Source organism: Paraburkholderia sabiae, from assembly GCF_030412785.1.
Taxonomy (GTDB): Bacteria; Pseudomonadota; Gammaproteobacteria; order Burkholderiales; family Burkholderiaceae; genus Paraburkholderia; species Paraburkholderia sabiae.
In genome coordinates, this window is record NZ_CP125296.1 from 156257 (window position 1) to 175534 (window position 19278).

Annotated in this window: 20 protein-coding genes; 9 read left to right on the forward strand and 11 right to left on the reverse strand. The window is 63.1% G+C overall.

What is annotated here, in order from left to right:
- Nucleotides 1-269: 269 nt before the first annotated feature.
- Nucleotides 270-2357 carry a putative bifunctional diguanylate cyclase/phosphodiesterase gene (locus tag QEN71_RS30355; RefSeq protein WP_201646853.1) on the forward strand — a complete coding sequence of 696 codons (2088 nt, stop codon included), beginning with the start codon at nt 270-272 and terminating at the stop codon, nt 2355-2357.
- Nucleotides 2358-2778: 421 nt separating this feature from the next.
- On the forward strand, nt 2779-3489 hold the full coding sequence (locus QEN71_RS30360; RefSeq protein ID WP_201646854.1) for a lysophospholipid acyltransferase family protein: 711 nt from the start codon (nt 2779-2781) through the stop codon (nt 3487-3489).
- A gap of 42 nt (nt 3490-3531) precedes the next feature.
- Here QEN71_RS30360 and QEN71_RS30365 read toward each other — a convergent pair whose 3' ends face one another.
- The 3 genes from QEN71_RS30365 to treF all read right to left on the reverse strand — a co-directional run bounded on the left by QEN71_RS30365 (nt 3532) and on the right by treF (nt 6460).
- Nucleotides 3532-4008: a hypothetical protein gene (locus QEN71_RS30365; RefSeq protein ID WP_201646855.1), complete on the reverse strand. Its 477-nt coding sequence runs from the start codon at nt 4006-4008 to the stop codon at nt 3532-3534.
- A gap of 194 nt (nt 4009-4202) precedes the next feature.
- On the reverse strand, nt 4203-4442 hold the full coding sequence (locus QEN71_RS30370) for a hypothetical protein (RefSeq protein ID WP_201646856.1): 240 nt from the start codon (nt 4440-4442) through the stop codon (nt 4203-4205).
- Between the two features lie 188 nt (nt 4443-4630).
- Nucleotides 4631-6460, reverse strand: a complete 1830-nt coding sequence (gene treF / locus QEN71_RS30375; protein WP_201646857.1) for an alpha,alpha-trehalase TreF — start codon at nt 6458-6460, stop codon at nt 4631-4633.
- Between the two features lie 109 nt (nt 6461-6569).
- Between treF and QEN71_RS30380 the strand changes: the two genes are divergently transcribed.
- The 3 genes from QEN71_RS30380 to QEN71_RS30390 all read left to right on the forward strand — a co-directional run bounded on the left by QEN71_RS30380 (nt 6570) and on the right by QEN71_RS30390 (nt 8930).
- Nucleotides 6570-7622, forward strand: coding sequence for an FUSC family protein (locus tag QEN71_RS30380; protein ID WP_201646858.1), 1053 nt, complete (start codon nt 6570-6572; stop codon nt 7620-7622).
- A gap of 124 nt (nt 7623-7746) precedes the next feature.
- Nucleotides 7747-7947, forward strand: coding sequence for a hypothetical protein (locus QEN71_RS30385; RefSeq protein WP_201646859.1), 201 nt, complete (start codon nt 7747-7749; stop codon nt 7945-7947).
- Nucleotides 7948-8507: 560 nt separating this feature from the next.
- The gene (locus tag QEN71_RS30390; protein ID WP_233471597.1) at nt 8508-8930 is read left to right on the forward strand and encodes a rubredoxin; all 423 of its coding nucleotides are present in this window, start codon (nt 8508-8510) and stop codon (nt 8928-8930) included.
- A 14-nt stretch (nt 8931-8944) separates the two neighbouring features.
- Here the strand turns inward: QEN71_RS30390 and QEN71_RS30395 are convergent, their stop codons facing one another.
- A complete protein-coding gene (locus tag QEN71_RS30395) occupies nt 8945-9292 on the reverse strand; it encodes a hypothetical protein (protein WP_201646860.1) in 348 nt (115 codons plus the stop codon).
- Between the two features lie 150 nt (nt 9293-9442).
- On the opposite strand from QEN71_RS30395, the gene QEN71_RS30400 reads away from it, so the two are divergent.
- Nucleotides 9443-9865 carry a BspC domain-containing protein gene (locus tag QEN71_RS30400; RefSeq protein WP_201646861.1) on the forward strand — a complete coding sequence of 141 codons (423 nt, stop codon included), beginning with the start codon at nt 9443-9445 and terminating at the stop codon, nt 9863-9865.
- A gap of 12 nt (nt 9866-9877) precedes the next feature.
- Here the strand turns inward: QEN71_RS30400 and QEN71_RS30405 are convergent, their stop codons facing one another.
- The 4 genes from QEN71_RS30405 to QEN71_RS30420 all read right to left on the reverse strand — a co-directional run bounded on the left by QEN71_RS30405 (nt 9878) and on the right by QEN71_RS30420 (nt 13636).
- A complete protein-coding gene (locus QEN71_RS30405; protein ID WP_201646862.1) occupies nt 9878-10189 on the reverse strand; it encodes a hypothetical protein in 312 nt (103 codons plus the stop codon).
- 120 nt (nt 10190-10309) lie between these two features.
- Nucleotides 10310-11227, reverse strand: a complete 918-nt coding sequence (locus QEN71_RS30410; protein ID WP_201648004.1) for a LysR family transcriptional regulator — start codon at nt 11225-11227, stop codon at nt 10310-10312.
- A 53-nt stretch (nt 11228-11280) separates the two neighbouring features.
- Complete coding sequence (locus QEN71_RS30415) at nt 11281-12192, reverse strand: LysR family transcriptional regulator (RefSeq protein WP_201646863.1); 912 nt, start codon at nt 12190-12192, stop codon at nt 11281-11283.
- Nucleotides 12193-12283: 91 nt separating this feature from the next.
- On the reverse strand, nt 12284-13636 hold the full coding sequence (locus QEN71_RS30420) for an acetamidase/formamidase family protein (RefSeq protein WP_201646864.1): 1353 nt from the start codon (nt 13634-13636) through the stop codon (nt 12284-12286).
- A gap of 368 nt (nt 13637-14004) precedes the next feature.
- Between QEN71_RS30420 and QEN71_RS30425 the strand changes: the two genes are divergently transcribed.
- The 3 genes from QEN71_RS30425 (at nt 14005) to QEN71_RS30435 (ending at nt 16703) form a co-directional block, all read left to right on the forward strand.
- Nucleotides 14005-14754 (forward strand): creatininase family protein, encoded by a 750-nt coding sequence (locus QEN71_RS30425; RefSeq protein ID WP_201646865.1) that lies wholly within the window; start codon nt 14005-14007, stop codon nt 14752-14754.
- A 160-nt stretch (nt 14755-14914) separates the two neighbouring features.
- Complete coding sequence (locus QEN71_RS30430; RefSeq protein WP_201646866.1) at nt 14915-16015, forward strand: NAD(P)H-dependent flavin oxidoreductase; 1101 nt, start codon at nt 14915-14917, stop codon at nt 16013-16015.
- Nucleotides 16016-16037: 22 nt separating this feature from the next.
- Entirely contained in the window at nt 16038-16703 is a 666-nt protein-coding gene (locus tag QEN71_RS30435) for an MOSC domain-containing protein (protein WP_201646867.1), read from the forward strand.
- Nucleotides 16704-16769: 66 nt separating this feature from the next.
- Here QEN71_RS30435 and QEN71_RS30440 read toward each other — a convergent pair whose 3' ends face one another.
- The 3 genes from QEN71_RS30440 to QEN71_RS30450 form a co-directional block, all read right to left on the reverse strand.
- Nucleotides 16770-17006, reverse strand: coding sequence for a tautomerase family protein (locus QEN71_RS30440; protein WP_201646868.1), 237 nt, complete (start codon nt 17004-17006; stop codon nt 16770-16772).
- A gap of 70 nt (nt 17007-17076) precedes the next feature.
- The gene (locus QEN71_RS30445) at nt 17077-17787 is read right to left on the reverse strand and encodes an SDR family NAD(P)-dependent oxidoreductase (protein WP_201646869.1); all 711 of its coding nucleotides are present in this window, start codon (nt 17785-17787) and stop codon (nt 17077-17079) included.
- 245 nt (nt 17788-18032) lie between these two features.
- Entirely contained in the window at nt 18033-19055 is a 1023-nt protein-coding gene (locus QEN71_RS30450; RefSeq protein WP_201646870.1) for a TIGR03571 family LLM class oxidoreductase, read from the reverse strand.
- Nucleotides 19056-19278 lie beyond the last annotated feature (223 nt).

Below are 19278 nucleotides of genomic sequence, written 5' to 3' on the forward strand. Positions count from 1 at the left end.
TGCCGCGCAGCTTCGCCGATCCGCTGCGAACCAGAATCAGAATCAGCAGGCGGGGGCGCGGCCTTACACCGAATACGAAAGTCCGGCCAGTCGGACGCATCCGGACGCAATCGTAAAACTGAGCGGACGCTCGGAATTTGACATTCCGCACTTAACATTTACGTTCAGCTGTCGATAAAGCGTACTTCACCTGCCTCTTTCCGCGGATAACGGACTGCTTCATTCACCAAAGTCCGGCAGCGGTCGAGGGAACATTCCTGGGGGCTCTTATGTTACAGGGCAGCTACAACAGTCTTCTCGTGCTGTTCTCGCTCCTTGTCGCGGTACTGGCTGCGTACACATCGCTCGAAATGGCGGGCCGCATCATGACGGCGACCGGCCGGGCCGCGCGATGGTGGCTGACGGGCGGCGCGTTCGCGATGGGACTCGGCATCTGGTCGATGCACTTCGTCGGCATGCTCGCGTTCAGCCTGCCGATCCGGCTCGGCTACGATCCGATGATCACGCTGGCGTCGCTGTCGATTGCCGTGGCGTCGTCGGCGTTCGCGCTCTGGCTCGTGTGCCAGGAGGCGCTGCCCGCCGGGCGGCTCGCGTGCGGCGCGGTGCTGATGGGCCTCGGCGTCGCGGGCATGCACTACACGGGCATGAGCGCGATGCGCATGGAGCCGGGCATCGTCTACGACGTGCCGCTGTTCGCGACGTCGATCGTCATCGCCATTGCCGCTTCGGGCGTCGCGTTGAAGACGGCCTTCAGCCTGCGCCACAACTCGCGCCGCATGCGGCCGCTGCGCGCGGGCGCCGCGATCGTGATGGGACTCGCGATCGTCGGCATGCACTACACGGGCATGTCGGCGGCGGGCTTCCCGGCGGGGAGCTTTTGCGTGGCCGCGACGGAAGGCGGACACAGCGCATGGGTCGCCGTCGCGATCATCATCGTGACGCTCACGGTGACGGCCGTCGCACTGACGATTTCCGTGCTCGAAGACCTGCGGCTCGAAACGGAGAACGCGGCGCTCACGCGTTCGCTCGCGCAAGCCAATCAGGAACTCGGCTATCTGGCCTTGCACGACGCGTTGACCAAGCTGCCGAATCGCGTGCTGCTGGAGTGCCGGCTCGACAACGCGTTGTCGAAGGCGCACGAGGACGGCGGCCAGTTCGCGCTGATGTTCATGGATCTCGACGGCTTCAAGGTGGTCAACGACGCCTACGGCCATCAGGTTGGCGACCGTCTGCTGGTACAGGTCGCGGAGCGGCTCGCGGCGGCCGTGCGCGGCAAGGATACGTTGGCGCGTGTCGGCGGCGACGAGTTCGTGCTGCTGGTTCCCGACGAAGATCAAGCGGGTGCGACGGCCGTCGCCAGCCGGTTGCTCGCGGCGATCAGCGCGCCGTTCCAGGCCGACGGCCACGATCTGCGCATTTCGACCAGCATCGGCATCGCAATGTGTCCCGCCGACGGCGCGTCCGTCCACGATGCGCTGATGCACGCCGACGCCGCGATGTATCACGCGAAGTCGATGAGCCGCAACGCGCATTGCTTCTTCGACACGTCGATGAACGAGAACATGCAGGGCCAGCTGCAACTGACGCAAGACCTGCGCGCGGCGATCGAACGCAACGAACTGGTGCTGCTGCACTATCAGCCGCAGTTCGCCGCGCCGGACGGGCCGATCAGGGGCGTCGAGGCGCTCGTGCGCTGGATTCATCCGAAGCGCGGCCTGATCGGTCCCGACGAATTCATTCCGCTCGCCGAGAAGACAGGGCTGATCGTGCCGATCGGCGAATGGGTGCTCGACGAAGCGTGCCGCCAGGTTCGCGAATGGCTCGATTCGGGCACGTGCGACTGGAACGTCGCCGTGAACCTGTCGCCCGTGCAGTTCAGCCATCCGCAGCTGACGGCGCTGGTGCGCGATACGCTCGAACGGCATCGCGTCGAGCCGCGCCATCTGACGATCGAAGTGACCGAGTCGGCCGCGATGCGCGATGTCGACGCCAGTCTGCGGATTCTGCAAACGCTGCATGACATGGGCGTGCGCATTTCCATCGACGATTTCGGCACCGGCTATTCGAGCCTGATGTATCTGAAGCGGCTGCCTGCGAGCGAACTGAAGATCGACCGCGGTTTCGTGCGCGAGCTTGCGCACGATGCGGAGGATGCTGCGATTGTGTCGTCGGTGGTCGCGCTGGGGCAGACGCTTGGCATCGACATCGTCGCGGAAGGCGTCGAGACCACGACGCAGAAGGAGTTTCTGACGCGGCTCGGATGCAATTCGCTGCAAGGCTTTCTGCTCGGGCGGCCGGTTCCGGCTGCGGAACTGGATGCGCTTTCGAGAGAATGCACGCAGGCGAGCGTGTCGTGACGCAAGCGTTTGGCGCAAGACGCGCTGCGATGTGTTGCGCGGATGCCGAATCTTCGGGTGTCTTTTGTCTGAATGTTCGGTTGGCCACATAGCGGCGTGCGCAGGTCGGAGATACTCTGCTTGCGCACGGGGGAAGTTTGCGCAGTACGCGATAATTCGAAAGAGGCGAAGGGTTGAACCGTCTGCAAAGTGTGAGCGCTCAACGGCGCGAACCTTTGCTGAATGTCTAGCCTTCCGGCGCCGTCAGGCGACCTGGGCCTTCAAAACTACAGCATGAACGCCGGCTTTGGCCGGCGTTTTCTTTTTGGCGCGCCGCGCGCCTTCATGGTGCTCGCTGCAGCGTTTGCGCCTGCTTCTTTTCATCGCCGGTAGTATTCGGGTTTGGCTTGCGCCTTTTCACTTTCCGTCGATGCCACAATCCATGCGCGCAGTTCTCGTTAAATGGCTGTTCATTGTGTATCTGCTGGGCAGCGGGACGCTCTGGTCCACGGTGATGCTGCTGCTGTATCCGTTCATCAGCCGGTCGGCGCGCTACCGGCTCGCGGCGCTCTGGTGCCGGGCGCTCGTCGCCGTGATGCGCGGCGCGTTCGGCATTCGCTGCTCGATCGAAGGTCTCGAACATCTGCCGCACGAACCGTCGATCATCCTGTGCCGTCACGAATCGACGTGGGAAACGCTCGCGTTCCTCGCGCTGTTTCCGCGCCGCGTCAGCTTCGTGTTCAAGCAGGATCTGCTGCGCATTCCGTTCTTCGGCTGGGTGCTGAAGGGACTCGATATGGTGAGCCTCGATCGCGGTTCGCCGCGTCAGGCGCACGTCGCCGTGACGCGCGAAGCCGCCGAGCGGCTCGCGAAAGGCGATATGGTCGTGATTTTTCCGGAAGGCACGCGCGTGCCGCATGATGCGCCCGTGAAGCTCACGTCGGGCGGCGTGCGGCTCGCCTGCGCGACGGGCGCGCTGATCGTCCCCGTGGTGCACAACGCGGGCAAGGTGTGGCCCGCGAAAGGATGGCCGACGGGCGCGGGACATATCCGCGTGGTGATCGGTCCTACGCTGTCGCCTGTGGAGCGGTCGCCGCAGGAACTCAGCCATCAGGTGCATGACTGGATGCAGGCCGAACTGCACAAGCTTTAACTCAAGCGTCTCGTCTCGCGCGAGGGGACGCGGCGGTCGCGTTCAGGCAGCGACGGCGTGCGCCAGTTGCTGCTCGGTGCGCATCAGACCTTCGATCATCCGTGCTTCGGCCTTCGCGATGTCTTCCAGCGATGCATCGGCGAGCTGGCGATCGAACGCATCGAGCGCAATGGTCAGCCACGCGTAGTTGTCGCCATCCACCGTCCAATTGCCCGTCGCCTTTTCGGTCGTGTCGATGTCCGTCATCGCGATCTGCGCTTCGGCGATATCGTCGATTGCTTCGGGCACGTGACCGATACGGCTCAATTCTTCGGCCACCAGCAGCTGCCGGCCGAGCGTCGTGAACAGTTCGCGCGAACCCTGACCGCGGCGGAACGCATCGAGACTCGTGTACGCCTGCAACAGCATGGCCTGCGTAATCGGCTCGTGCGCGGCGCGGCTGAACGTCAGCGCGCGCAGCAGCGGCGACATGGCGGGAGCGTGGCGGGTCTGTTTGCGGTTTCTCGACTTGTTCGACATGGTGATGTACCTCTTTTCTTCGTTTCCGGCGCGGGTGAATCGGCTTGTGCTTGCGCGGAAAAAGGTGCCGCCGATGCTCTGGCGGCACGACAGGGGATCAATGACAAGCCTGCGAACGGATATTGAGCCGCGACAATTAAGACAGACTTAAATCGCGAGCGTCCTACGAATCATGGCGCGCAGGCTTGCCCGTATTACTGATACTGGGCGTGAGGCGCCTGATGTTGGGCGGCCTGTTCTTCAGCGTGCTTTTTCGCAAGATGACGTCCGACGATGCAACCGCCCACTGCACCGACCACGGCGTGATGGCCCGCATAGTGTCCCGCGACGCCGCCGACCACGGCTCCCTTGATGCAGCCCGCCGCGTGCGCTGTTCCGCTGACGGCAAGAATGAGCGATGCGGCGGCGAGTGTGGCTTTCCCGAAAGCTGTCATGCTGTTTTCCGATTGTTTTGATCGAACCGATGTTGCGCCGGCGCGTCCGATTTCAATAGCGTGTTGCATCGATTCGCGCCGGTTACTGTGAGCGCAGTCTACGCGCGGCCCCATGCCGAAGGTGCAACATGTGTGCGAGTTTCGTAACAAGCAGTTAGGCGGCGTGGGTTCATTCGCGCTTCATTGCGTCACGGTGCAACGGGAGCCGATGCAGGCGCAGGCGTCTGTTCAAGACGATGCGTCGTCTTCGGCGCAGCCGCCGCAGCCGATGCCGCCTCCGATACGCCCGCAGCACCCGAAGGCACATCAACGGGACGCGTCGACGGACCGGCTGCGGCGGGATACATCGCCATCAGCGTACGCAGCACACCATTGGTCCAGCCGAAGCCATCCTGCAACGGATACTCGCCGCCGCCCGCTGCCGTCGCGCCCGCCTTCGCATCGACGTCGTATTTTTCGACCAGCTTGCCCGTGTGCTGGTAATACGCGACGTTCGTGGTGATCCAGCGCGTCGCGATCTGCTGCGCGAGGTCCGCCTGACCGTAGCGACGCAAACCGGTGACGGCGAGATATTGCAGCGGCGCCCAGCCGTTCGGCTCGTCCCACTGCTGACCCGTCTGAGCCGTCGTCGTCGCGAGTCCGCCGGGACGCAGCAGACGCGCACGAACCGTTGCAGCGACGGCAGCCGCCTGCGTTTTCGTCGCCACGCCCGCGTACAGCGGATAGACGGTTGCCGCGCTCAGCCGATGCGTGAGCTGATGTCGCGTGAAGTCGTAATCGCCGAATGCGTTGAGCTGCGGATCCCACAGCACGCGCCGGATCGCATCGGCGCGCGCGGCGGCGCGCTGTTCGAGGTTTTCCGCATGCGTCGCGTCGCCTTGCACGCGATACGCCTTCGCGAGCGTGCGTTCGAGATCGACGAGCAGGCTGTTCAGATCGACGGGAATGATGGAAGTGACTTCGATCGTCGCGAGCGTCTTGCCGTCGGCGAACCAGCGCGAGCTGAAGTCCCAGCCTGTTTCGCCGCCCGCGCGCAGATTGCGCCACAGATCGTCGGCCTTAAGCTGCGGTGTTGCCTGCGCAGTGGCGACGTCTTCGCGATACGACTCGTCGCGAGGCGTGGCGCGTTCGTCCCAATAGCGATTCAGCAGCGTGCCATCGGGCAGACGCACGAGGTGCCGATAAGCGCCGCCCGGCGCAACCTTGTCGTGACCGTCCATCCAGTACGCGTATTCTTTGCGCAGCGCGGGCAGATAGTGCAGATAGACCTGGTCGCCTTCGCGATCGGCGGCGAGCCGCACCATCTGCGCGAAGAACGGCGGCTGCGAACGGCTCAGGTAGTACGTGCGGTTGCCGTTGGGAATGTGGCCGTATCGTTCGATCAAGGTCGCGAAGTTATCGAGTTCGTTCTTCAGCAGATCTTCGCGTCCGCTTTGACGAAGGCCGAGCATGATGAAGTACGAGTCCCAATAGTAGATTTCGTCGAAGCGGTCGCCGGGCACGATGTACGAATACGGCAGCGGCAACAGCGACGACCACGGGCTCGCGCTCGCATCAGGATCGCGCCGGAGTACGGACCAGAGCGTGTCGATGTGCGCTGTCACGCTCTGGTTCGGATCGGACACGTAGTCTTTCGTCTGGCGCGCGGGCAACGTGAAGTGCTGCTCGACGAACGCTTTGAGCGCGAACTGCGGGTCGTCTTTCTGCCCGGCATAATCGGCGACGATCTGTTGCGGCGGCGCGTTCGGCACCATGTCGGCGAAAGTCTTGCTGTCCGGATAGAGATGCGCGAGTTCGACATCGCGATACAACGCGCCGTACAGATCGGACGGCGGCACGGGCACGACAGGCGAAGCGCTGGTGTTCGATGCAGCAGATGCAGCAGAAGCTGTGGCTACGGATGAAGCATCGGCTGACAACGTCTGTGCGGCGACCCTTTGCGTACTCGATACGAGCAGCGCGGCGGCGCAGAGCGCGACAGAAAGAATGCGGCGGGCATGGGCTTGCTGCATCGGCATGACGCTCCTGAGGAAGGCGTTCGATGAAGGCTTTCGAATACAGGGAGTCACGGCAGCAAAGCATGTTCCCCAATGACGCCAGTTCATGCGTTTTGATGGATATACCCGAATGACAGTACAAGACCAAAGCTGGCTCAGGAACCTGCTTCGCGCACCCGAAGCGCGCCGCTTCGGGCGCACGTTGACGGGCTGCGTGCTCAGCTATGGCGCGGCGAAGCTGGCCGCGTTGCCCGAGGGCTACTGGGCATTGATCACGACGATGATCGTCGTCACGCAACCGAGTCTCACGCAGGCCATCACGACCGCGCGCGACCAGATCATCGGCGCGTGCATCGGTGGAATCGTCGGCGGGATCGGGCTCGTCGTGATGGATCACGGCTTCGATCCGCTGCCCGTGTTCTCCGTCGCGCTGCTGCCGCTGGCGGCGCTCGCCGCGGCGCGGCCCGGCTTGCGGCTCGCGTGCGTGACGCTCGTGATCGTGCTGCTCGTGCCCGGTGACGCCGGCTCGGCGTTCGTGCGGCCCTTGCATCGCGTGGCCGAAATCCTGATCGGCGCGGCGGCCGCGTTCGTCGCGACGGTGATGTGGCCGAATCGCGCGTTGAAGAGCGCACATCGCAACGCGCACGATTGCCTGGAAGCGCTTGCACAGATGATCGAACACAAGCTCGCGTTCTCGCGCGACGATACGGCGCTCGCGCTGCTCGAACAGAACAGTCTCGCTGCGCAGACTGCGCTTGCTGAAGCGCTGCAAGAGGCGGGACGCGAGCATGTGTTCGTGCCGATCCTGCGCGACAGTTCCGATGCCATCGACAAGGTGCCGCCGTTTCTGAGCCGCCTGCATCGCGACGTGCTGGTGTTCGGCCAGGCGCTCGCGCACACCTGCGCGGACGGCGCGAAACCGCATGTCGATCAGGTGTGGCTGGCTTTGCCGCGCACGTTGTCGGCGCTCGCCGATGCCGTGAATCAGATACCTGTCAACGCAAGCAAGGCGAAGGCAGCGCGCGAGGCGCTCGACCCTTTGCTCACGCGCATCAACGAACGCGTCGACGGTTCGCACGCGGCGCCTGCGCCGGGCATCGAGCTGGTGATGGCCCTGATCGTGAAGGACACCGACGGCCTGCTGCAAGTCCTGACGCCGACGGGCAAGGCCAAGTCGATGTGACGCGCGACCAGCCTCAGCAAAACTAACGCCCACGCGAGGCAGCGACTATGCTTTTTACGTGTTCCGTCGATCCGGATCACGCCCGTGGTCAACGTTTGCAAACGATCGAACAAGGAGGTGAACAATGAAAACGCTTGCGTTTGTTCTCGCTCTCGTGGGTTTGGCCGGACTCGCCGCGCCCGTGGCCTCGTATGCGAAGGCCGATCAGAACGCCGAATACTATCGGGCCGACGACCGTGTGCGCGAAACGGGCGGCGATACGAAGGAGGCGAAACGCCAGAGCAACTGCCAGAGCCGCGGCAACTGTGCGCCCGTCGATCGATAGAGCGGCTTTTTGTGTGGTGAATTGTCGCAGTGCGCGTGCAAGACGCCGCTGCGATCCGTCGTGAACGCCGTGCGTTCGTCGAGGGCGAGCGCGTGGCAGCGTTTTGCCGGAAACGAACAGAGAATGATTGGGGCGCAAACGGCAATCCCCAGCCCGAAAGACTCTATCAACCGTCAGGAGTTAATCGCGGCCCTCTCGCAAGCGATAATCCACGCTCGCCAGGCAAGTCAATCTTCCCGCATGCAGCACCTCGATCCGCGCAAGCCGACAGCGAAAAGAAAGCTGCCGAACGAATGAGCGTTTAAAATCCGGGCTCGCGTTTTTTTCGGACCGGACGCAACGCGCCGGTCTTTCTGTCACTCATTCTGTTCAAGCCCCATGTCGACACCCAATCGTGCCAACGCTCGCCGCTCGCTGACGCTCCTCGAAACCCTCGGTCTGATCGGTATCGCCGCCGCGCTGGTCAGCACGCTGCTGCGCCACTATTTCTGAGCGCAGCGGACGCCACGTCATCTGCGCGGCGAACGGCAGCAGCATGCGTTCGCTCAACGTCACTTCACATGTACAAGAAAGCCACTGCTGTAGAACTCCAGTTTTCGCCTGATCGACTCAACGACGGCGCCGGCGATCCGTTCTGGATCGACCTGAACCACAACGAAGCCGTCGAACTGCATCAGGCGCTGCAACGCTATCTCGACACGACTGCCGCGGAACGTCCCGCGCCGTTCGTCGTGTCGATCGATCATGACGACAACGCCGACGCGCCGGAATCAACCGGCTCGAACGGCGCAGCGCAAACACAGACATCTTCCGACGACTTCAAACAGTGGGTCTGCGTGATCTGCGGCTGGGTCTACGACGAAGCAGCCGGCTTGCCGGATGAAGGCCTCGCGCCGGGCACACGTTGGGCCGATGTGCCCGACGACTGGCGTTGTCCACTGTGCGACGTCGGCAAGGAAGACTTCGCGCTCGTCGAATTCTGAGCGCTCGCATGCGCTTACGAGCGCGTGCACTCCTTCACCATCGCGCGATAGATCGGATCGGCGACACGGCGCTGGAAGTATTCGACCAGCGTGTCGCCATCATGTGTTCTGAGCCGCACGCCGATAGGCACGCCATGAAACAGCGATTGCGCCTCGAGCCTGACCGCGTCGTTCGTGTGCACTTCGCGCAGATGGCGCGCGCTGGTTCGCCAGCGTTCCGCGATGCATCCGGCGACATCCGATACCGTCTGCACCGTTCGTCCCGTGTAGTTCGGCGCGAGCGAAAAGACGCTGTCCTTGCGCGTGCAGGCGACGAGCGCCACGCATGCCACCGCGATCACAGCGATATGAGCGAGATTCAATTTTCGATCCGTTATGCAGGATTGAAGTCACGCGAACGGCCGCGCGACGACACGCGCAGACGACGCAACCGATAAAAGCCCGGCGAAGAGGGTATACTTTCGCGCCTTGAACGTTTGCAACACATTTGCACCTTCGGGCACCTCTTCGCAATGAAAAGTATCACGGCCCTATTGGGCATCTTCAGTCTCATCTGGTTCTGCACGAGCGCGTTTTCGCAAACCGGGGCCGACGTGCCCGACGATTACGCGTATCTCTCGCGCCTTCACGTGCGTCCTGCCGTCATCAACTGTATCGCCGAACTCGACCGCTGGATTCGCACTACCTCACGTTATGACATGTTTCTCGCGCCGGACCGTCGCGTGCTGAAAGCGAAGGTCGAGCAGGGCACGGGCATGTTCGCGGGCAACAACGGTTCGCAACCGGTCGAATCGACGGTATCGATGCGCGCCTTTGCACGCGTGCATGCGCGTCAAGCGTGGATTCCCGTGATCGCGAAATGCGGGATCTGGCGTGAGCATGTCGTCGGTGTTTCGCTGCAGCAGATCGAGAGCCGCACGCCCGCCGTGCATTGATCCTTGCACGATTCACTCGCCGTGATTGTTCAGCGTGAATCCCGACGAAGGGCTGTATGAAAATCGCCGCGCGAGCGAACGCACATCGTACTCGCGTAACGCGGAAAGATACGACGGTCCGTGGATGATGGCGGGCGATGGCGTAGACGATTTGTGCCGGTCGTGATGTTCCTGCTCGACGAGCGGCGAATCGAAACCGGAAGTGAGATCGGACGAGGGATTGGCGAGCGCGACGATGACGGGGCCGTCCGCGTGGGCCGAATACATGCTGGCTGCGCTGAACGCGGCCATCCATGCTGCAAGCAGGACGACATAAGGCTTCATGTGCGACGGGCAGCCGTTTCGATTTCGGCGTGTCGTTCGCGCACAATGCGCGCAGTTCGCCGCCATGAATCGATATTAGTCACGCAATGACGGCAACGCAAGCCGGGCCGCGGGCGCGCGTCAGGTCAGCTCGTCGATCATCAGCCGCGCGGCGGCCGACAGCGCGGAGCCGCGCCGCGTCACGATGCCATATGGCTCGTTGCGCGAGCGGACATCGATCGCAAGCGGCCGCGCGAGACCATGCTCGGCCAGCAGCGCGGCCATGTCGCGCGGCATCAGCGAAACGAGCGTCGGGTCGCGCTGCAGCATCAGCACGGTGGTCATCGTCGATGCCGTTTCGATCGGATGCGGCGGCACGGAAAGCCCCGCTTCCTTGAACTCGCGTTCGAACAGGCCGCGCAGCGGCATGATGCTCGGATACACGATCCACCGGCTCGTCGCGAGATCGGCGAGCTTCACCTTACGCGCCTTCGCCAGCCGATGCAGCGGACTCGCGACGATCGCGAGCGGCTCGTCGCGCAGTTCGACGTAATCGTAGTGATCGGGCTGCTGCGCGACGGTCGTGCGGCAGATGGCGAGATCGAGGCGGCCCTGATCGAGCAATGCCAGCAGCCGCGCGCTGGTGTCTTCGACGACTTCGACGGTCAGCGTCGGCTGCCGTTCGCGCAGACGCGTCAGCGCATCCACCAGCACGCCCGACACGGCGCCCGTAATCGCGCCGACCGCGAGTCGTCCGCCCGAGCCTTGCAGGATGCCTTCCATTTCTTCGCGCAGATGCGCGACGTCCATATGAATCAGCCGCGCGTAACGGATCACGCAGCGTCCCAGTTCGTTCGGCTGGATGCCTTGCGGCGAACGCGTGAAGAGCGTCGCGCCGAAGGTCGCTTCGATCTCGCGCAGCGCTTTGGTTGCGCCGGGCTGCGTGAGCGCCATCTGATCGGCGGCGCGATGCAGCGAGCCGTGCTCGTCGAGCGCGATCAGGAGGCGCAGTTGCTTGAGCCGCAGACGGGCGACAATGGAATCGACGTTCGGCAGCATGGATGAAGACAAGAGGGAAGAGTTGCAGGATCGCGCCGATTGTATCGAGCGTTTTACGCTCTGAGCTTGTCCACCAGAAAGTCGACGAAGCAGCGCACGCGCGACGACAGATGCCGCGCATGCGGATAGAGCAGCACGAATGGCCGCGTGCGTCCGCCGTACGGTGTGAGAACTTCGCGCAGCGTTCCGTCTTTCAGGTCACGTTCGACGACGAACCGGTAAGTCTGGAACAGCCCCGCGTCGTGTCGCGCGAGTGTCGCACCCGCGAGCACGTCGCCCGATGTGCCGTACGCGCCGCGCGTCATCATTTCGATGTCTTCGTCTCCCTGCCTGAAGATCCACGGAATGTTGCGGCCCGTGCTCGGCAGCGCGAACTGGATGCATTGGTGATGGACCAGATCGTCGGGTGTGTCGAGCTTGCCCGCCGACTTCAGATACGCGGGCGAGCCCACCACCACGAGTTCGGCATCTTCGAGATTGCGCGCGATGAGGCCGGAGTCATCCGGCGCGCGGCCGCGAATCGCGAGGTCGAAGCCTTCTTCGGCGAAATCGATGTTGCGATTGCTCAGATGCGTTTCGACGGTGACATCGGGATAGAGCGCGCGAAATTCCGCGAGCAGCGGCAGCACGCGATAGTGGCTGTACGGCGTCGGCATGCTGATGCGCAACACGCCCGACGGCGTGCTCTGCTGCCCCGTCGCTTCGCGCTCGGCATCGGCGAGCTGGGTGAGCGCGAGACGGCATTGTTCGAAGTAGCGGCGGCCTGCGTCGGTGAGCCTGATTTGCCGCGTCGTGCGTACGAAGAGCCTGACGCCGAGCCGTTCCTCCAGTCGTGCAACCGAGCGGCTCACGGCCGCTGGCGTCACGCTCGCGGCGTTCGCTGCCAGCGTGAAGCTTTCGAGTTCGGCGGCGAGGCAGAAGAGTTCGATGCTGCCGAGGAGTAGGTCTTCGAATTGACGCTGCATGGCGCTTCCGTGATGGGCGTGCCGCGAATGCGCACGCTGCGAAGGCGCGGCGCAAGGGGCTGCGCCGCGCGTCCGCAGAGAATAGCAGGTCTCACGCCAACTGATACTTCTCGCGCACGAGATGACCGATGCCGATGCGATCGAGTATGGGCAGCGGGCAAAGCAGCGTGACGCGCACAGTGCCGGGCAAGCGGCTGATCTCGATCGAACCCGCGATCGTCGCGCGATTGAGCACTTCCTCGTAGCTCAGACCCGTGACGGCGGCGGCGCGGCGCAAGCCGTTTTCGGTCGCTTCGTTGAGGTTGACGCCGCTGCCGATGAAGGTCACCGGCCCGTTCTCTTCGATGTCATGCTGGCCATAGCGCGCACCGAGTTCGACCACTTTGCGGCGCTGTTCGGCGCTCATCGGACGCGCCATCGGCGGCAGGTCTTCGAGGTTTTGCAGCAGGATCGGTCCTTCTAGCGACAACCGCTTGATGACCTCGACAGTCAGCTCGGTTTCGCCCGACACATCCGTTGCGTGCCCAGCGATTTCGCCGTTGCCCTGCTGCGCGTGCATGTCGCCGAGATAGACGCCCGCGCCCGGCACCTTCACGGGGCAAATCACGATGCAGCCTTCGCGCACCGAGTTCGTGTCCATGTGTCCGTCCGTTTTCGCGCTGTGCAGCTCTTCCGTCGTCATGCCGAATCGATGCGGCGCGCCGACCAGATATTGTCCGAAGTCCGCGCAGTTGTGCGAGTCGGGCAGATCGCGCGCGGGCGTCGTGCCGATGTTGCCGAGGAACGGCCGCATGTGCGCGGCGAGGCCCGGCATGTCGGCGCGGGCGAGCGAGAGAATCGAATGTTGCGCGGCCAGTTCGGGCAGCGCGGACATCGCCGATGCCTTGCCCGCCAGCCGGTTGCCGACTTCCTGATTGACCGTGAGACTCACGCCGTTTTCCTGATCGAGCACGATGATGTAGCCGTGCCGGAAGCGGAACGCGCTGACTTCCGCGCCGCAGTGATCGCAGCGGATCGCTTCGGCGCCGATGCCTTCGACGTGACTGGCGGGATGCTCGGTGCCGCACGACGAGCAGAACTTCGCGACGAATGGATCGCCGTGATAGCGGCCTTCGACGAACTGCATCACGCCCGACGACGTCGCGTGCGACGTCACGCGCATGCGCTGGATTTTCAGCGCGACGGCATCGCCGACTTCCGCGCCTTCGATCGCGACAGGCTGCGTGACTTCATGGCCGCCCTGGAACGCGGGCGTGATCATCGGCCCCCAGCAGCCGGGCGGCGTGCCGGCGATCAGCGTGCCGCCGTCGGCGAGCGGTCCGAGCATCGTCTGGCTCGGGCCGAGGATGCCGTTCGTATAGGACTCGACGCGCAGTTGCGTGACGGGCGGCCTACTGGTTTGTGCGTTGGCTTGTACGTCGGAATGGGCGGTCGTCGTGCTCAAGCTTGTCTCCTGCCGGGAAAGGTTCGTCATATAAATCGCATGCGATTAAGGCGTGTAAGCCGGATCATACGCGGAGTTTCTGCTGCGTCAATCCTTTGCGATGAAATCGTATGCGATTAATATCCGCTGACACAGCAGGGTAAAGCCCATTCGCGGTATCTTTCCTGTCTGGAATCGATCCGCCCAATTGGCGCACAGCGTTCAACAGTCGATATGCGAAACGTCGTTGCCTTGAGAACAACGAGTCGTGAACCTTGTTGCTGTTGGTCGGCGTGCCCGTTTGCCTGTACGCTTGTCCGGATCGGGTCCTTTCCCCACAACCGGCGCGCCACATTGCGTGCAGCGCGAGGCAGAACACAGGAGTTTCAATGCTTTTACATCTATCGACATGGGCCGAGATCGAGCAATACCTGAAGCGAAGCCGCGCGATCGTCGTCCCCATCGGCTCGAACGAACAGCACGGCCCGACGGGTCTGCTGGGCACCGACTGGCTGTGTCCGGAAATCATCGCGCGTGAAGCGGAAAAGTCGGCCGATATCCTCGTCGCGCCCACTTTCAACATCGGCATGGCGCAGCATCATCTCGGCTTTCCGGGCACGATTTCGCTGCGGCCGTCCACGTTTATTGCCGCGATTGGCGACTGGATCCGCTCGCTGGCGACGCACGGCTTCGAGAAAATCCTGTTTCTGAACGGACACGGCGGAAACATTGCATCGATCGAAGCGGCGTTCTCCGAGGTCTACGTCGAAGCGAGCTTCGCGAAGCGTCACGCGGGTTTTGCGATGAAGCTGTGCAACTGGTGGGATCTGGAGGGCGTGGGTGAACTCGCGCGCAAGCAGTTCCCGGAAGGCCACGGCTCGCACGCCACGCCGTCCGAAATCGCCATTACGCAATGGGCATTTCCCGACGCGATCAAAACCGCCGACTACTCGCCGAAGATCGCGCCGTCCGGCCCGATCCGCGAGGCGCTCGATTTCCGCGCGCGTTTCCCGGACGGCCGCATGGGTTCAGACCCGGCGCTGGCATCGCCGGAAAAAGGCGGCGAACTCGTGCGGCTGGCAGCGTCGAGCCTCGTGCGCGAGTTGAACGCCTTCGCCAGCGAACCGATGCCGAAGTAAGTCACCTGTTCCCCGCGCTCAAGAGTGAATTGCCCGCTTAATGGTTGACCCGTCGTCCACTGAAAAAGATGATCTGGGGTATAGATAGCATGTCGGGAGCGCCCGCAAGCCCAGCGTTTGCGGCGCAGGCATGCGCAAACCGTTTCGATAAGGACATGACATGAGCACGCGTTCAGAAGGCAAGACGCTTTTGAGTCTGCTGGGCATCAGCAAGCCGATCATCCAGGCGCCGATGGCGGGCGTCTCCACGCCCGCGCTCGCGGCCGCGGTTTCCAATGCAGGCGGACTCGGCTCGCTCGGCGTGGGCGCGATGAAAGCCGACGCCGCGCGCAAGACCATCCGCGACACGCGCGCGTTGACAGGCGCGCCGTTCAACATCAACGTCTTTTGCCACGCGCCCGCAACGGCCAACGCGAAAGTCGAACAGGAATGGCTGAACTGGCTCGCGCCGCAATTCGCGAAGTACGGCGCGAGCGCGCCCGAAAAACTCGGCGAAATCTACACGAGCTTCGTCGAAGATCAGCCGATGCTCGACGTGTTCCTCGAAGAAAAACCGGCTATCGTCAGTTTTCACTTCGGGCTGCCGTCGAAGGAAATCATCAAGGCGTTGAAGGATACGGGCATCACGTTGCTGGCGTCGGCGACGAATCTGGAAGAAGCGCAGCAGGTCGTCGATGCGGGCGTCGATGCGATCGTCGCGCAAGGCGTCGAAGCGGGCGGGCATCGCGGCATGTTCGACACGCAGGTCTTCGATGAAGGCATCGGAACGTTCGCGCTCACACGTCTTTTCGTCGAGAAATTCGATCTGCCCGTGATCGCCGCAGGCGGCATCATGGACGGCGCGGGCATCGCGGCGGTGCTCGCGCTCGGCGCGCAGGCCGCGCAGCTCGGCACGGCGTTCGTGCCGTGTCCCGAGACGTCGATCGACGACGGCTATCGCCGCGCAATTCTCGGCGATGCCGCGCTTCACACCACGTTGACGTCGGCGATTTCGGGCCGTCCTGCTCGCAGCATGGTCAATCGCTTCACGGAACTCGGACGTGGCGTGGATCGTCCCGCGACGCCGGATTATCCCGTGACGTACGACGCAGGCAAGGCGCTGCACGCCGCTGCGAAAGCCCAAGGCGAGTTCGGCTTCGGCGCGCAATGGGCGGGCCAGGCGGCGGCTTTGGCGCGTACACTGCCGGCTGCGGAACTCGTCGCGCGGCTCGAAACGGAACTCGACGAAGCCATTCGCCGTTTGCAGCAGTTCGCGCGCTAAACAGTCACAGCAAACATAATCGATGGACGACACGATCACGCAGACAGACTCAGGCGACAGCAGCGCACACAAGAAGGGCGCGCGGCTGCTGTCGATCAACACCGGCGTATGCCAGACGCTCGAGATCGGACGCGCGTCCGAAGGGCTGACGGTCGAGTCGGCGATTCGCAAGTGCCCGGTGAGCAGCGCAAGCGAAGGCGCGGTGGTCGAAGTGCAGAAGCTCGGCCTTGCGGGCGACGAGCACGCGGATATGAGCGTCCACGGCGGTCTCGACAAGGCCGTCTATCTCTATCCCGTCGAACACTATGGATGGTGGCAGCAACGCCGTATCGATGCCGAAGCGCCCGACGCCGACAAGCCGCTCGCATTCGGCACGCTCGGCGAAAATCTGACGACGCAGGGCTTGCTCGAAACGGATCTATGGATCGGCGATACGCTCGTCATCGATCAGGTGAGGCTACGCGTGGAAGCGCCGCGCAATCCGTGTTTCAAGCTCAATGCCGTGATGGGCTACCGGAAGGCGGTCAAGCATATGTACCTGAGCGGGTTTGCGGGCGTCTATCTGAGCGTCGTGCAAACGGGCTTTATTCAGGCTGGCGCGCATATCGAAGTGGTGCCGGGGCGCAGAGAGGAATCGATCAGCAATATTCTCGACTGGCGGCGCGGCAGGGCGCATCGCGAGCCGTAAGTCATGGGCGCGGAGACTTGAACGCCGGATTCCCCGCGCCATGTACAACAACAAACACGAAGGCGCTCAGCCCTTCTTCTCCGCTCTCAGCTTGCGATATTCGTCGACAGGCAAACCGCCCCAGCCCCAGTTCTCCTTCTCGACTTCCTCAATCACGACGAACGTCGCTTCCAGCGGCTTGTTCAGCACGTTCAGCAGCAGTTCGCTCACGCCCTTGATGAGCTGAGCCTTTTCTTCCGCCGTGACCGCGCTCGTGCCGGGCTTGTTGCCCTCGCGGGTTACCTGAATAGTCACGATAGGCATGAGATTCTCCGTAACGCAGTGGTTGTGATGGTGGGACGAGACGCCGTTACCAGCGCCTCGTCATACGTGATTAGTGACCTGCGCTCTGGCCGCCGTCGACGTGCAGGATTTCGCCCGTCACGAACGACGCCGAATCGAGATACAGCACGGCGTTGACGATGTCCTTCATTTCGCCCATGTGGCCGACCGGGTGCAGCGCGCCGAGCGCGTCGTGCGTTTCCGGCGCGTGCATCGGCGATTTGATGATGCCGGGCGCAACGGCGTTCGCGCGGATGCCCGACTTCGCGTATTCGATCGCAAGCGACTTCGTGGCTGCGTTCAGGCCGCCCTTGGTCAGCGACGCGAGAACCGACGGCACGCCTGCAATCGCGTGATCGACGAGGCTCGTCGTGATCTGCAGCACGTGACCGCTGTTGTTCTTTTCCATCTCCGCGATGGCGAGCTGCGTGATGTGGAAGAAGCCGTTCACGTTCACGTTCAGGATGGCCGCGTAGTCTTCGGCGGTGTATTGCGTGAACGGCTTGGCGATGAAGATGCCCGCGTTGTTGATCAGCGTGTCGACGCGGCCGAAGCGCTTGACGGCTTCCGATACGGCGCGCTGTGCGACTTCGCGGTCGCCGATGTCGCCGGCGATCGCCACGACGCCCGGATCGTCCGAAGGCTTGATCGAACGCGCGACGGCGACGACGTTATAGCCTTGCTCACGGAAGCCCTTGACGATCTCTGCGCCGATGCCTTGCGATGCACCCGTGACGATAGCGACCTTTTGCGAATTGCTCATGATTGACCTCTAAAGTTTGTTCGGCCTGCGTCGAAAGTGACGTGCCGTTAGGTCGTAAATCTAGGCTTCCTCGAGCGGCTTGCGAACACACGGAGTGGACAAACAGTTGTGATCGGCAGGAACAAATGCGGCGTGGTCCGGCAGGCAATGGGCAAACGGTACGCCTAAGCGAAAAAAGCCGCACCGGACGGGCCGGATGCGGCTTCATGCATGGACGAATGGCGCGGAACGTCAGGCGGATCGCGCTACGTGTTCGGCGGGAAGTAAGGGAGCACGTCCTGATGAAGCTCGTCGAGAATCTCCCGGTAATCGCGCGGCGTCACACGCGGATTCAGCGCGACGTGCGATACGCCTTGCTCGCGCGCCTGATCGAGAAAGTCGCGCAGCGTGCGGCTGCCGATCGCGAATCCGCCGCCGATACGTCTGAACGGATAGTCGCGCCGTGGATGCAGATACAGGAACCCGCCGAATGCGAGCGGCTTCGCATCGTCTGCCGCAGATTCGCCGCCGTTCGTCTGACGATTCGCCGTCTTCCATTCATCGGCGAAGGCTGAAAGTTTCGCCGGTTCGGGCACGAAGCCGAGATAGGCGTCCATGTTGTTCGCGACCCAGTCGAGCGTTTGCTGCGAACGCCCCACGGCCATCGACGGAACCCTGCCGGATAGCGGCTTGGGCAGCATGGTCAGCGAACCGTCGCCACGCCCGAAGCGCTGCGATTCGAAGCGTGGGAAGTTCTTTTCGCTGACGCTGCGATACACCTCGTAGGCGTCCCTGAAGCGCTCGCCGCGGCTCTCGAAGTCGATGCCGAAGACGGGATATTCGGAAGGCCGGTCGCCCGACGACATGCCGATCACGACGCGCCCGTCCGTCAGACGATCGAGCGAGTTGATCTGCTTCGCGAGGATCAGCGGGTCGCGCATCGGCAGAACGATGCCTGTCGTGCCGAGCGTGATGTTCTGCGTCGCGGTGGCGAGATGCCCGATATAGATCAGCGGCTCGAAGATCTGGCCGGAATCGCCGTATTGCGGGTCGTAGAACGGAATGTCGCGCGCCCACAAGGCGGCGACGCCGGCCTGCTCGGCGCGCTGCGCCATCTGCAGATGATCGGCCATCGTCGGATGCGGCGACGCCGCGTGGGTTTCGAGCGGCAGGATCAGGCCGACTGTGAGCGCGTCGCGCCGAAAGACGCGGTCGTAACCGCGATGATGTTGCAGAGGGAACGGCGCGCGTTCGACTTGCGGTTCGGGAAAGGGAATTTGCATGTCCATGATGTGCCTCCAGTGACGTCAGATTACGGATTCACGTCGACGGGAAAAACACAGCGCCGCTAACAACACTTGATACACGGCGTCATGAGCGGTGGACAGACGAATGACGCGAACGAGGCGCCCTCCGGCGTCATCTCACTCACGATGATGGTACGCATCACCAATCATCATTTTACTTGATCGATGCTGGCTTCTATCGTTGGAAAAAACAGAAGAGCGCGGC

What these genes read in the sequence shown, in the direction of transcription:
- QEN71_RS30390 (WP_233471597.1), top strand. Translation starts at nt 8,508, where the DNA reads ATGTACAAGAAAGCCACTGCTGTAGAACTCCAGTTTTCGCCTGATCGA.
- QEN71_RS30365 (WP_201646855.1), bottom strand. Translation starts at nt 4,008, where the DNA reads ATGTCGAACAAGTCGAGAAACCGCAAACAGACCCGCCACGCTCCCGCC.
- QEN71_RS30405 (WP_201646862.1), bottom strand. Translation starts at nt 10,189, where the DNA reads ATGAAGCCTTATGTCGTCCTGCTTGCAGCATGGATGGCCGCGTTCAGC.
- QEN71_RS30355 (WP_201646853.1), top strand. Translation starts at nt 270, where the DNA reads ATGTTACAGGGCAGCTACAACAGTCTTCTCGTGCTGTTCTCGCTCCTT.
- QEN71_RS30400 (WP_201646861.1), top strand. Translation starts at nt 9,443, where the DNA reads ATGAAAAGTATCACGGCCCTATTGGGCATCTTCAGTCTCATCTGGTTC.
- QEN71_RS30440 (WP_201646868.1), bottom strand. Translation starts at nt 17,006, where the DNA reads ATGCCTATCGTGACTATTCAGGTAACCCGCGAGGGCAACAAGCCCGGC.
- QEN71_RS30445 (WP_201646869.1), bottom strand. Translation starts at nt 17,787, where the DNA reads ATGAGCAATTCGCAAAAGGTCGCTATCGTCACGGGTGCATCGCAAGGC.
- QEN71_RS30435 (WP_201646867.1), top strand. Translation starts at nt 16,038, where the DNA reads ATGGACGACACGATCACGCAGACAGACTCAGGCGACAGCAGCGCACAC.
- QEN71_RS30370 (WP_201646856.1), bottom strand. Translation starts at nt 4,442, where the DNA reads ATGACAGCTTTCGGGAAAGCCACACTCGCCGCCGCATCGCTCATTCTT.
- QEN71_RS30360 (WP_201646854.1), top strand. Translation starts at nt 2,779, where the DNA reads ATGCGCGCAGTTCTCGTTAAATGGCTGTTCATTGTGTATCTGCTGGGC.
- QEN71_RS30450 (WP_201646870.1), bottom strand. Translation starts at nt 19,055, where the DNA reads ATGGACATGCAAATTCCCTTTCCCGAACCGCAAGTCGAACGCGCGCCG.
- QEN71_RS30430 (WP_201646866.1), top strand. Translation starts at nt 14,915, where the DNA reads ATGAGCACGCGTTCAGAAGGCAAGACGCTTTTGAGTCTGCTGGGCATC.
- QEN71_RS30385 (WP_201646859.1), top strand. Translation starts at nt 7,747, where the DNA reads ATGAAAACGCTTGCGTTTGTTCTCGCTCTCGTGGGTTTGGCCGGACTC.
- QEN71_RS30410 (WP_201648004.1), bottom strand. Translation starts at nt 11,227, where the DNA reads ATGCTGCCGAACGTCGATTCCATTGTCGCCCGTCTGCGGCTCAAGCAA.
- QEN71_RS30380 (WP_201646858.1), top strand. Translation starts at nt 6,570, where the DNA reads ATGACAGTACAAGACCAAAGCTGGCTCAGGAACCTGCTTCGCGCACCC.
- treF (WP_201646857.1), bottom strand. Translation starts at nt 6,460, where the DNA reads ATGCCGATGCAGCAAGCCCATGCCCGCCGCATTCTTTCTGTCGCGCTC.
- QEN71_RS30415 (WP_201646863.1), bottom strand. Translation starts at nt 12,192, where the DNA reads ATGCAGCGTCAATTCGAAGACCTACTCCTCGGCAGCATCGAACTCTTC.
- QEN71_RS30425 (WP_201646865.1), top strand. Translation starts at nt 14,005, where the DNA reads ATGCTTTTACATCTATCGACATGGGCCGAGATCGAGCAATACCTGAAG.